Source organism: Candidatus Nitrosarchaeum limnium BG20 (genome assembly GCF_000241145.1).
Taxonomy (GTDB): domain Archaea; phylum Thermoproteota; class Nitrososphaeria; order Nitrososphaerales; family Nitrosopumilaceae; genus Nitrosarchaeum; species Nitrosarchaeum limnae.
In genome coordinates this window covers 1-11,383 of the sequence record NZ_AHJG01000026.1, presented here as the reverse complement: position 1 = coordinate 11,383, position 11,383 = coordinate 1, and the positions used below count along the sequence as shown (strand labels likewise).

Sequence of the window (11,383 nt, the reverse complement as noted above, 5' to 3'; positions counted from 1 at the left end):
TTCAGAGATGATAAATCAAGCTATAGATTTGGGGGCAGTGAGTTCACTAGTACCACCATCATCAAATAAAAAAGAAGACATAGAAAAATTCAAAAACATACTACATCATAGAATTACAATTGCATCTCTAAAATCCAATAGATTTACTTTAGAATGCAAATAAGAATAATAAATTAAAAAACAGCTTATTTTATTAATTTAAAACCACACACATTAATTGTAGGTTTGATTTAGAGATAAGCAGTTGCTGAATTTAGGAATTTTAATTTCAGGTCGCGGTAGCAACATGGAATCTATTTTAAAATCAATTAAACGTAAAAAAATCCCAATAAATCCAGCTATAGTAATTTCAAATAAGCAGGATGCAAGAGGATTAGAGATTGCACGCAAGCTAGGAATCAAAACAGAAGTAATTGAAAGCAAAGATTTCAAAGGAAGTAGATGGGAGTATGATAAAAAAATCATATCAGTTCTAGAAAAACATGGAGTTACTCCAAAAAATGGACTGGTGTGTTTAGCTGGATTTATGAGAATTATCAGTCCAGAGTTTGTAAAAAAATACAAAAACAGAATAATCAACATTCACCCAGCTTTGCTTCCAGCTTTTCCAGGATTGGATGCACAAAAACAAGCAATAGAGTATGGATCAAAATATTCTGGATGTACTGTTCACTTTGTAGATTCTGGAGTAGACACAGGACCAATAATTTTACAATCAGTGGTTAAAATAAAAAAAGGGGATACTGAGAAAACACTATCAAAACGTATTTTGGCAAAGGAGCATCAAGCGTATCCTGAAGCAATCAGATTATTTGCAGAAAAGAAAATAAAAATTTCAGGCAGAAAAACCATAATTGATTAGGAATCAGGTCCACCAAAAAAATACAACACGATTAATTCTTTGGAATTTCCATGAAAGAAATGTGGAACTTTGCTACCTACAAAATACATTTTATTTTCAGAAATAGGATAGTCGGTATCTTTAATTTTTAAAAACCCATCCCCTTTGATAATATAATAAACTTCATCACTATCATGTGGTTCTTGTGTATCTTTTTCTCCAGGTTGTAATACCAATACGCCTGCAGCCAAATTTTCATTATTAATAAAAGTATGAAAATAATCATTACTTTTTTTATTTTTTTAATGTATTCATCGACATTAAAAACAGGTTTCATTCTATTGAGACACTACAGTGAAAAATCTTGGTTCGGGTAATTTCTCCATAAATGTAGCTGCAGTTGAATGGAGTTTTTCGTGTTCTGGACTTTTATGCATTTGACTGAATTTATCAAGATTTTCAAATTCGACTAACACGCGATGTTTTCCATCACTGGTTTCCAATAGTCGTCTATTTACAAATCCATCAAATTTTGATACGATCTTATTTGATTCGGAAAACCATTTTTTAAAATCATCAACAGAGTCAGATTTTATTTTGATATCAGATATTACTACAAACATGATAACACTTGCAAGAAGACACATAATTTCTTTTCTAAGATTATCAAATTCATGATTGAACAATTCCAAGGATTAAATATCTACAATGCAAAAACAATCACATGACAGGCATAAAAATAGACGGAATAGAGATTGCCAAAAATGTAAAAGACAGGGTTAGAAAAGCAGTTGATGAGTTAAAAAAGCAAGGAATCAATCCATGTTTGGCAACAATTCTGGTTGGAGACAATCAAGCATCTGCCACATATGTTAGAAACAAGCACAAAGCATGTGAAGAAGTAGGAATCGCTACCAAAGATTTCAAGCTTGCAGCAAACACTACTCAGTTAGAATTAAACAAGATAATCACTGATTTGAATAACGACAAATCGGTTCATGGGATTTTAGTTCAGCTACCGTTACCTAGTCAATTAGATGAATTTGCCACTACGTCAAGAATTTCACCATTAAAAGATGTAGATGGACTCACTCCACACAATGCAGGGCTGCTTGCAATGAAAAAGGCAGCACTTGTAGCATGTACCCCATCAGGAGTAATGGAGATGTTTGATTATCATAATATCGCATTAGAAGGTAAAACAGTTGTGTTGATTAATCGAAGCAATTTGGTAGGAAAACCTTTGTACCATTTACTTTTAGCAAGAGATGCAACTGTAATTACATGTCATTCTAAAACAAAAAATATCAAGGAGATGTGCCAGATGGCAGACATCATAATAACAGCCGTTGGTGATAGAAACAAGTTTACACTAACACAAGACATGATAAAAAAAGATGCAATCGTAATTGATGTGGCAATTTCAAGGTACGAAGAAAAACTTTCAGGAGATTCAGATTATGAGCAGATAATCCAAAAGGCATCATATGCCACACCAGTCCCTGGAGGAGTTGGACCTATGACAGTTGCAATGCTATTGAAAAATACAATAACAGCTGCATCATTGAGTAGTCAAATTGAAAGATAATTCCGAAAAGGCATCATTAAGAAAACTACTTCTTGAAAAAAGAGATGCTACATCTTTTGATTTAATGAATATTTTAGCAAAATCAATACAAAAAAAATTAAAAAAAATTGAATCATATAGACAAGCACAGAAAATTGGTGCATACTATCCAATAGGTAGTGAAGTACACACACAGGATATCATTCAAGAGGTACTTAGTGAAGGAAAACAAGTATTCTTGCCAAAAGTGATTGGAAAAAATATAGAGTTTAGAAAAATCGAGAGTTTTAGCAATCTAGAAAACGGTAGTTTTGACATAATGGAGCCTAAAGAAGAATGCCCAAAAGACAACAAATTGGACATACTACTTGTCCCAACTGTCGGGATATCTCCAAAGGGAGTTAGATTAGGATATGGTCACGGATTTTATGATAGGTTTTTAGCTGAAAATAAAATTGAAACAATTTCTCTGATATTTGAAAAACAGATAATTAAAAACATTCCACGTTCAGATCATGACGTAACAATAGATTGGATAGTAAGTGAAGATAGAATAATTGATACATCAAAGGTAAGATAGTCCTTTTTTACCAATGTCTTTTCTGCAGTATTTGTGAGGCCAAGAGATTTTTTCTGCAGCAGCATATGCATTAGAAATTGCAGATGACAGAGTATCTCCAAGTGCAGTAACTCCCAAAACTCTACCTCCGTTTGATAGAATTTTTCCATCTTTCTTTTTTGTTCCAGCATGAAAGATCATCGTATTTTTAGGAACCAAATCAAACCCAGTTATCTCTTCATCTTTTGGAAACGATTCAGGATATCCATCAGATGCCAAGACGATGCAAACAGATGATTGGTTTTTCCAAAGAGGTTGAGGCATCAAAGACAAAGTTCCATCCACACTTGCTACAAAATAATCATACAAATCAAAATTCATCCTCATTGTAATTGGTTGACATTCAGGATCACCCATTCTTGCATTATACTCCAAGACATACGGTTCATTGTCTCTAATCATAACTCCAGCATAAAGAAATCCTTTGAAAATAATGCCTTCGGATTTCATCGACTGGATTGTTTTATCAATAATTTTATCTTGAATTTTTTTTGCGAGGATATCATCAATAATTGGCGTTGGAGAGTATGCACCCATTCCTCCTGTGTTAGGACCTTTATCACCATCAAAAATTCTCTTATGATCCTGACTTGAAGCCATAGGGATTGCAGTGTTACCATCGCATAGTGCAATGTACGATGCCTCAATTCCGTCTATTCTCTCTTCTACAATAATACGATTTCCAGCATCGCCAAATGTTTTTTTTACTAAAATTGTATCTATTGCTTCAATTGCCTCATCTGCAGTATTACAAACAATCACACCCTTTCCAGAAGCAAGACCATCTGCTTTTACTACTACATTGTAATCAAGGGATTTGACATACTCTTTTGCTTTTTTTGGATCATCGAAAATTTCAAATCGTGCTGTTTGAATTCCATTTCTTTTCATAAAGTTTTTTGCCCAAATTTTACTTGATTCTAGTTGTGCTGCGTTTTTAGTTGGACCAAAAATTTTAAGATTCATTTGATTGAATTTGTCTACAATTCCTGCAGCCAAAGGCACCTCCGGACCAACAACAGTAAAACAATTATTCTTTTGAGCAAATTCTGCTAATCCATCTAAATCATCGACGTTAAGTGAGATATTATTTTCAGTTCCACCATTTCCAGGGGCTGTGAAAACTTTGTCGACTTTAGAACTTTGAGATAATTTCCAAGATAATGCATGTTCACGTCCACCAGAACCGATGACTAAAACATTAACCAATAGAAATTATTTTTTCCTCAATTATATAATCCAAGATATTGAAATTAAAAAAGAGAGTTTATTCAATTAATTTTTCTTTATTTTGACAGATTCATTCAATCATCATTTTCAGAGACAGTAAATTGGGAACAAACAAAATTTCAATATCAAAACGATTTAGCTTTATAATGCCACCCTCATATCAAAATCTAAGATGGAACTCTCATCAAAATTTGATGCAAAAGCAATAGAATCAGAGATAAAAAAATACGTCAAATCAATCGATGTAGAAAGACTGATTTTTGAATCAGATAAGCCTGAGAAAATAATGTTCATCGAAGGTCCCCCTACAATGAACGGCATACCACATGCAGGCCATCTTAGGGGACGTGTCATAAAGGATCTATGGTATAGATTCAACACATTACAAGGAAAGAAAATCACATTTAATGGAGGATGGGATACTCAAGGGCTCCCAGTAGAATTACAGGCAGAAAAAGAGCTTGGAGTTACAGGTGGAAAATCAGAAGTAATTGAAAAAGTTGGAATTGAAAAATTAGTTGAAGAGTGCAAGCGTATAGTAAAAAAATTCAATACCAAATGGGTAGAAGTTGATGAATTACTTGGAATGTCATTTAATCATAACAAGGCATATTGGACTTATCGAGATGAATTTATTGAAAGAGAATGGCAAGTTCTCAAAAAGGCACATGAAAATAAAATTCTAGAAGAAGATTTTACAGTTATAGCATATTGCCCAAGTTGTCAGACATCACTAAGTCATGCAGAAGTTAATCAAGGATATGAAGAGGTAAAAGATCCATCGTTATACTATAAAGTAAAACTAAGAGATGAAGATGCATATCTGATTGTTTGGACTACAATGCCATTTACTCTAGTTACAGATGCAATGGTCGGATTGAATCCGGATGAAGATTATGCATATGTCAAAGTTGAAAATGAAACATGGGTTGTAGGAAAGACAAGATTAGAAGAATTATTCAAAGAAATAAACGTTGAAGGATATGAAATTATAAAAACAGTAAAAGGCTCAGAGTTTGAAGGAAAGAAATACATCCATCCACTTTTGAATTTAATTCCAGGACTGGATGAGTGTGCAAAAGAAAATAATTTTCATGTCGCAGTATCAGAAGAATTTGTAGAAATTACAACAGGTAGCGGATTAGTTCATTTGTCACCTGCAAATGGTGAAGAAGACATAAAAATTGCAAATAAACGAAAAGTCAAAGTATTCAGCCCAATTAATGATCAGGTAAAGTTTACCAGCCTAGCAGGAAAATACGAGGGGATGTTTGTAAGAGATGCAGATAGAATAATTGTAGAGGATCTCAAAGAGTGCAATGGATTAGTAAAGATTGGAAAAATTAAGCACAAATACCCACTATGTTGGAGGTCACACCATCCAATTGTATGGCTTGCCAGAAAAGGATGGTTTTACAAGCTAGACAGACTAGAAGAAAAAGCAATCAATGCCGCAGAAAATGTAGAGTATTTTTTTGAACAGCCAAAAAATAGATTTTTGGGAATCATCAAAGAAAGACATCCATGGTGTATATCAAGAGAGAGAATTTGGGGGTGTCCATTACCAGTATGGATATGCGGAGATTGTAGAAAACAAAATTGGTTCTTTACTAGAAAAGAAATCATAGCGTCTGCTGCAAAATTACCAGATGGCCCAAATTTTGAACTTCATCGTCCATGGATTGATAACATTACAATAAAATGCAAACACTGTAACAGCACAAATACAAAAAGAGAAGAATATGTCTTAGATACTTGGCACAATAGCGGGTCTGCACCTTATTCATCATTAACGGACGAAGAATATTCCAAAAGTATACCGGCTCCATTTTTTACAGAAGGGATTGATCAGACCAGAGGATGGGCATATACGCTTTTGATAGAAAATGTAATCCTAAACAACGGACCAGTTGCACCATTTAGATCATTTTTGTTCCAAGGACATGTACTTGACGAAAAAGGAGGTAAGATGAGCAAAAGCCTGGGAAATGTAATTGACGGAGCCGAATTACTTGAAAAATATCCAGTGGATTTGATTAGATTTTATTTTATTTGGAAGGCAAGCCCAATTGAGCCTCTAAGCTTTAGCACAGAAGAATTGATGTCAAGGCCATATCAAGTTCTAAATACGTTATTTAATCTACATCTATATTTTAAACAAAATAGCGAATACGATAACTTTGATAATACAAAAAATGTGTTATGGGCAAAAGAGAATAATCTGTTAACATCACCAGATATTTGGCTATTATCAAAACTACAAAAACTGATCAAAAAAATTACAGAACGTAATGAGGCATGTAAATTCCACGAAGCCGCAAAAGCTGTAGATGATTTTGTAATCAATAATCTAAGTCAGATATACATCCCAATTACTAGAGGAGAATTATGGGATGAAGATGAATCAAAAAAGAATAGAAGATTAGCAATTTATGCAGTACTAAGTGATGTTCTCAAAACACTAGACATTTTGATACATCCTCTCTGTCCATTTACAAGTGAATATCTCTATCAAACAATATTTAATGGAAAAAAGAGTATTCTGTTAGACAAGTGGCCACAATATCAAGAAAATTTAGTCAATGAAGAGATAGAAGAATCATTTGACATCATGAAAGATATTGTATCAATTTCAGCTGCTGCAAGAATGAAAGGAAAATTAAAACGCAGATGGCCATTAAATGAAGCTTTGATTTGTGTGAGCAAAGGACAGAAACAAAAATTAGAATCCCTTTCTGCTTTGCTAATGTCACAACTCAATGTTGAGAAAGTTACAATATTTGAAATAGAAAAAGAATTAGGATTAGATCAAATATTAGAATTAAAGCATCTAAACTTGCCTCTCAAATCAACAGCAGAGTTGGAAAGAAAGAGAATAGGGCCTAAAGCAAAACAGCACATGGGAAAACTAGTTAATGAATTCTTAGAAACTGACAAAGAGAAAATCATATCAGCACTTGAAAAACAAGGAAAATACGATTACAAAATCGATGGAGAAGTAATTTCATTAGATAAAGAAGATTTCATAGTAGATTTTGATGCCAAAGAAGGATTTGCAGTTTCAAAAAGGGATAACTATATCGTATTCATTTCTACTTCAAGAAACAAAGAGATGATGGCAAGAGGTCTTACAAAAGACATTGCCAGAAGACTACAAACTTTAAGAAAAGAGCGAGGATACAATCCTACTGATATTCTTAATGTGGCATCAGTTCTTGACTTAGATGAAGAGTCATTGGAAATGATAAAAGAGAAATCATCAGAATTGTCATTTCTAGTCAGAGTTAAAAAAGTGAATTTTGAGCAATCATGCAAAGAATACAAAGATGACGACATTGACGGTCAAAAGATTAGAATTTCTGTAGAATAAATCACGAACAAACTACTCAAACGCGAAATTTTTATTACAACGGAATATTCAGCAAGCAGATATGCCCGAATCAAAGAACCCAAATGTTGTTGGAATCAACGTTCTAAAACAAAACGGTCTAGATGTCGATGAGTTGCTAAAGGAATTAATCAAGAATGCATCAGTTGAATTTACTGCATACTATTACTTTACCAACCTCAGAGCACATTGTACTGGTTTGGAAGGAGAGGGACTAAAAGGAATTATCGAAGATGCAAGATTAGAAGATCTTAGCCACTTTGAATCATGTCTGGAGAGAATCTACCAATTAGGTGGCGCTCTTCCAAATGATGCAACAGAGTTTATCAAAATGTCTGGTTGTGAATTCTTACAACTCCCAGCAAATCCAACAGATCATAAAGCGATTCTAGAAAAATGTCTCAAAGCAGAACAGGGTGCGATTGTCAACTGGAATAAAATTTGTCAGATGACATTAGGAAAAGATCCTGCCACGTATGATATTGCAAAAGATATCCTAGCTGAAGAGATTGAGCACGAGTCATGGTTCCTGGAATTAATCTATGGAAGACCATCAGGACACATGAGACGAAAATATTCTGGAGAAAGACCGCATACCAGAAAACATTCTAGAGCACTAGATATGGCATAAAAGCCAAATCACATTCTTTTCTTTTACTCAAAAATGAACCATATGGTTAGCTTTTAGTTGATCAGGCATAATAAATAGAAAAAACGTGTACTAGGTGTATGGTAAAACAGATCAGTCTGGATGCATGGCAAATTCAACATTTAATGGATCTCTTAAAGAAAGGCTCAGATATTGTTGCAAAGACAAACAAGCCAATCATATTGTATAGACAAACATTAGAAGAGGAAGAGGAATCATATGAGGAAATTGTATGCACATTGACCAAAGACTATGTTATTGAACAGTTAGTAACATCTGGTGGAGTATTGGTTCCAAGTTTTCATCAGCAGTTTGTTTTTACCATTGAAGAATTTCCACAGGAATTGCTAAGAAAAAGCCGTGATCGGTTTTTAATGGTAATTGATTTTCTTGAAGAGCAGCTAAATTAGCGTCATAATTAATAAAGACCGTAAAGTTGCTGAGTTTTAAATGCGCTTACTAGAATTTCAAGCAAAAGAATTATTCAGACAGTATGGAATTAATCTGCTTCCAAGTAAGGCATCAACTAACATAGAAGAGGGTAGAAGACACGCCAAAGAATTAGGATATCCATTTGTAATTAAAATTCAAGTCCCAGTAGGAGGCAGAGGAAAAGCAGGAGGAATTCAAAAGTGTCAAAACGATGATGAATTTGACTTGAAATATCCTCAAGTGTTAGGATTAACAATCAAAGGAGAGAAGGCTCGTGCAATTTTACTTGAAAAGATGGCAGATATTAAAAAAGAACTTTATCTTTCAATGTTTTTGAATCGCTCAAAGAGATGTTATACAATTATTGCGTCACCGGAAGGCGGAGTTGAAATCGAATCAGTCAAAAATCAAATAATTCGAGAAGTCGGTCTTGGAAATGTATCAGAACAGGTTGCAAAAGAAGTTGCAAAAGAGATGAAATTAGAAGGAAAAGCAGCAGATGACTTTGTAGATATTTTACAGAAATTATCAAAACTTACAATTGAAAAAGAAGCAGAACTGGCTGAAATAAACCCACTTGCAATAATGCAAGACGGATCATTGATGGCACTTGATGGAAAATTTGTGACAGACGACAACAGCAACTTTAGACATGATGAATTACAAAAATATCAAGAGAAAACAGAGATTGAGGAAAGAGCAGAAAAGAGTGGATTCTCACTTGTGGAGTTGGATGGGAATATTGCAGTAGTAGGAAACGGTGCAGGACTGGTAATGTCTACACTGGACATGTTATCTGACAATGGTGGAAAACCAGCATGTTTCTTAGATGTTGGTGGTGGTGCAACAACAGAATCAGTTTACGAAGCACTTACTTTGATTAGTAAAATGAGTAGAGTAAAAGGAATTCTAGTTAACCTCTATGGAGGAATTGTAAAGACAACGGTAGTTGCAGAAGCTTTTCTTAAAGCGTATGATGATAAACTAATTGATTTACCAGTGTATGCTAGACTGAAAGGTACAGAATCAGAAAAGGCAAAAAAGATGTTAAAAGGCTCTAGAACTAAAATATTTGATTCAGTTGAAGATGCAATTAATGCTGCAGTTATGGGAGTTAAAAAATGACTGACATTTTCAAACTTCTAAAAGGAACTCCTGAAGATTCAGATTACAAGAAAAAGGGAGTAATAGTCCAAGGAATCACAGGAGCTTATGGTTCACTGCATGCAAAAAATATGATCACATATGGAACAAACATTGTAGCAGGTGTCACTCCAGGAAAAGGGGGGCAGAAATTTGAAGATAAGGTTCCAATTTACAATACAGTAAAAGAGGCAGTGGATGCAACAGGTGCAAAAATTTCAATTGTGTTTGTTCCAGCAAAATTCTTTTTGGGGGCAGCAAGAGAAGCATTAGAAGCAGGAATCAAACTCCTTGTTGCAATTCCAGAGCACGTTCCAGTAAGAGATACGATGGAGGTTTTAGATTTAGCCAACAAAAAAGGTGCTGTGATAATTGGGCCAAACACACCAGGAATAATGATTCCAGAATTAATTAAAATTGGAATTATGCCAGCTATGCCATTTAAAGCAGGAAAAATTGCAGTATTATCAAAAAGTGGAACTCTACTTTATGAGATTTCTGATGCATTAACTAATGCAGGATTTGGGCAATCAATTACAATTGGAATTGGCGGTGATCCAATAAATGGGACTAGAATGATTGATGCTTTTGAGATGGTAAAAGACATCCCAGACCTTGAAGGATTGGTAGTAGTAGGAGAAATCGGAGGGGATTCTGAAGAAATTTTGGCTCAGCGAATTATCGATATTGGATTCAAAAAACCAACTGTAGCATACATTGCAGGAAGAGCAGCTCCAAAAGAGAAGAGAATGGGCCATGCAGGAGCAATAGTTATGGGAACTTATGGTTCGGCAGAATCTAAAGTTTCAATGTTTAACAAAGCAAACATACCTGTAGCAAAAAGACCATCACAAGTACCAGTTCTACTAGCAGGAAAGATGCAGCAATCCGATTAGAATAAAAGAGAGAGATTAAGGAGAAAATTAAATGCCTATTACAGACCCTGAGAAGAAACGAATTGCACAAGCAGCTCGTCTAGTCATGAGAATATGCTTTAACTGTGGATGTAGAAACGACATTAATGCATCTAGATGCAGAAAATGTAGAAATCCATACTTGAGACTAAAGAACAGAAACTTGGGCGTCAAAAAGTAGAATTAAAAATTCATCAATCTCTGTCTATATTCAACAATTGCAGATCTTATCTTTGGTTGATATTGGGAAATAAATTGTCTCACCATACTTTCATTTTCTAATTCTTCAAGACTCAATTGTAGATCATCAGGCAGTTGGTCATTCATTTGGTAAAGCACTTTGGCAGCTTCGATGTATTGTCCTAAATTTGCAGCATAGTCAAATGCCAATTGCATTCTCTCTACCAATCCATCAAATTCCTGTAAAGACATGTTTAGTTTGCAGATTTTTAGTAGAAAAGCCCAAGGTTATCATGATATACAAAACCTAAAGGCAAAAAAGACGCTTGTTTTGTAATTTTGTTGGACCGGTTGTCTAGTGGTTAGGATGACGCACTCACACTGCGTATGGAGAAATCCCGCAAAGGTCGAGGGTTCAAA

13 protein-coding genes are annotated in these 11,383 nt (G+C 34.5%); 9 read left to right on the top strand and 4 right to left on the bottom strand.

Annotated elements, in window-relative coordinates:
* The first annotated feature begins 244 nt into the window (after positions 1 to 244).
* Positions 245 to 862: a phosphoribosylglycinamide formyltransferase gene (gene purN, locus BG20_RS01090; RefSeq protein ID WP_010189793.1), complete on the top strand. Its 618-nt coding sequence runs from the start codon at positions 245 to 247 to the stop codon at positions 860 to 862.
* Here purN and BG20_RS01085 read toward each other — a convergent pair.
* Both BG20_RS01085 and BG20_RS01080 read right to left on the bottom strand, forming a co-directional pair.
* Positions 859 to 1,092, bottom strand: a complete 234-nt coding sequence (locus tag BG20_RS01085; protein ID WP_010189791.1) for a cupin domain-containing protein — start codon at positions 1,090 to 1,092, stop codon at positions 859 to 861. The genes purN and BG20_RS01085 overlap by 4 nt on opposite strands.
* A gap of 87 nt (positions 1,093 to 1,179) precedes the next feature.
* The gene (locus BG20_RS01080) at positions 1,180 to 1,533 is read right to left on the bottom strand and encodes an antibiotic biosynthesis monooxygenase family protein (RefSeq protein WP_010189790.1); all 354 of its coding nucleotides are present in this window, start codon (positions 1,531 to 1,533) and stop codon (positions 1,180 to 1,182) included.
* Between the two features lie 32 nt (positions 1,534 to 1,565).
* Here BG20_RS01080 and BG20_RS01075 point away from each other — a divergent pair, with 32 nt between their 5' ends.
* Both BG20_RS01075 and BG20_RS01070 read left to right on the top strand, forming a co-directional pair.
* Positions 1,566 to 2,429, top strand: coding sequence for a bifunctional 5,10-methylenetetrahydrofolate dehydrogenase/5,10-methenyltetrahydrofolate cyclohydrolase (locus BG20_RS01075; protein ID WP_010189789.1), 864 nt, complete (start codon positions 1,566 to 1,568; stop codon positions 2,427 to 2,429).
* Complete coding sequence (locus BG20_RS01070) at positions 2,419 to 2,988, top strand: 5-formyltetrahydrofolate cyclo-ligase (protein ID WP_010189788.1); 570 nt, start codon at positions 2,419 to 2,421, stop codon at positions 2,986 to 2,988. Before BG20_RS01075 ends, BG20_RS01070 begins: the two co-directional genes overlap by 11 nt.
* Here BG20_RS01070 and purD read toward each other — a convergent pair.
* Positions 2,974 to 4,236 carry a phosphoribosylamine--glycine ligase gene (gene purD, locus BG20_RS01065; RefSeq protein ID WP_010189787.1) on the bottom strand — a complete coding sequence of 421 codons (1,263 nt, stop codon included), beginning with the start codon at positions 4,234 to 4,236 and terminating at the stop codon, positions 2,974 to 2,976. The two genes, BG20_RS01070 and purD, sit on opposite strands and share 15 nt — an antisense overlap.
* Before the next feature lie 193 nt (positions 4,237 to 4,429).
* On the opposite strand from purD, the gene ileS reads away from it, so the two are divergent.
* The 6 genes from ileS to BG20_RS11765 all read left to right on the top strand — a co-directional run bounded on the left by ileS (position 4,430) and on the right by BG20_RS11765 (position 10,964).
* A complete protein-coding gene (ileS, locus tag BG20_RS01060; protein WP_010189786.1) occupies positions 4,430 to 7,627 on the top strand; it encodes an isoleucine--tRNA ligase in 3,198 nt (1,065 codons plus the stop codon).
* 61 nt (positions 7,628 to 7,688) lie between these two features.
* Positions 7,689 to 8,276 (top strand): DNA protection during starvation protein, encoded by a 588-nt coding sequence (dps, locus tag BG20_RS01055; RefSeq protein WP_010189785.1) that lies wholly within the window; start codon positions 7,689 to 7,691, stop codon positions 8,274 to 8,276.
* Between the two features lie 98 nt (positions 8,277 to 8,374).
* Positions 8,375 to 8,704 carry a hypothetical protein gene (locus tag BG20_RS01050; RefSeq protein WP_007401990.1) on the top strand — a complete coding sequence of 110 codons (330 nt, stop codon included), beginning with the start codon at positions 8,375 to 8,377 and terminating at the stop codon, positions 8,702 to 8,704.
* Between the two features lie 40 nt (positions 8,705 to 8,744).
* The gene (locus BG20_RS01045) at positions 8,745 to 9,851 is read left to right on the top strand and encodes a succinate--CoA ligase subunit beta (protein ID WP_010189782.1); all 1,107 of its coding nucleotides are present in this window, start codon (positions 8,745 to 8,747) and stop codon (positions 9,849 to 9,851) included.
* The gene (locus BG20_RS01040) at positions 9,848 to 10,765 is read left to right on the top strand and encodes a succinate--CoA ligase subunit alpha (RefSeq protein WP_010189780.1); all 918 of its coding nucleotides are present in this window, start codon (positions 9,848 to 9,850) and stop codon (positions 10,763 to 10,765) included. The genes BG20_RS01045 and BG20_RS01040 overlap by 4 nt, the downstream gene beginning before the upstream one ends.
* Positions 10,766 to 10,796: 31 nt before the next feature.
* Positions 10,797 to 10,964 carry a 50S ribosomal protein L40 gene (locus BG20_RS11765; RefSeq protein ID WP_010189778.1) on the top strand — a complete coding sequence of 56 codons (168 nt, stop codon included), beginning with the start codon at positions 10,797 to 10,799 and terminating at the stop codon, positions 10,962 to 10,964.
* Positions 10,965 to 10,966: 2 nt separating this feature from the next.
* On the opposite strand, the gene BG20_RS01035 is transcribed toward BG20_RS11765, so the two are convergent.
* Positions 10,967 to 11,215, bottom strand: coding sequence for a lipase chaperone (locus BG20_RS01035; protein ID WP_010189776.1), 249 nt, complete (start codon positions 11,213 to 11,215; stop codon positions 10,967 to 10,969).
* Between the last annotated feature and the right edge of the window lie 168 nt (positions 11,216 to 11,383).

Coding starts and splice junctions, on each gene's coding strand:
- BG20_RS01075 (WP_010189789.1), top strand. CDS start 1,566: ATGACAGGCATAAAAATAGACGGAATAGAGATTGCCAAAAATGTAAAA.
- ileS (WP_010189786.1), top strand. CDS start 4,430: ATGGAACTCTCATCAAAATTTGATGCAAAAGCAATAGAATCAGAGATA.
- dps (WP_010189785.1), top strand. CDS start 7,689: ATGCCCGAATCAAAGAACCCAAATGTTGTTGGAATCAACGTTCTAAAA.
- BG20_RS01050 (WP_007401990.1), top strand. CDS start 8,375: ATGGTAAAACAGATCAGTCTGGATGCATGGCAAATTCAACATTTAATG.
- BG20_RS01045 (WP_010189782.1), top strand. CDS start 8,745: ATGCGCTTACTAGAATTTCAAGCAAAAGAATTATTCAGACAGTATGGA.
- BG20_RS01040 (WP_010189780.1), top strand. CDS start 9,848: ATGACTGACATTTTCAAACTTCTAAAAGGAACTCCTGAAGATTCAGAT.
- BG20_RS11765 (WP_010189778.1), top strand. CDS start 10,797: ATGCCTATTACAGACCCTGAGAAGAAACGAATTGCACAAGCAGCTCGT.
- BG20_RS01035 (WP_010189776.1), bottom strand. CDS start 11,215: ATGTCTTTACAGGAATTTGATGGATTGGTAGAGAGAATGCAATTGGCA.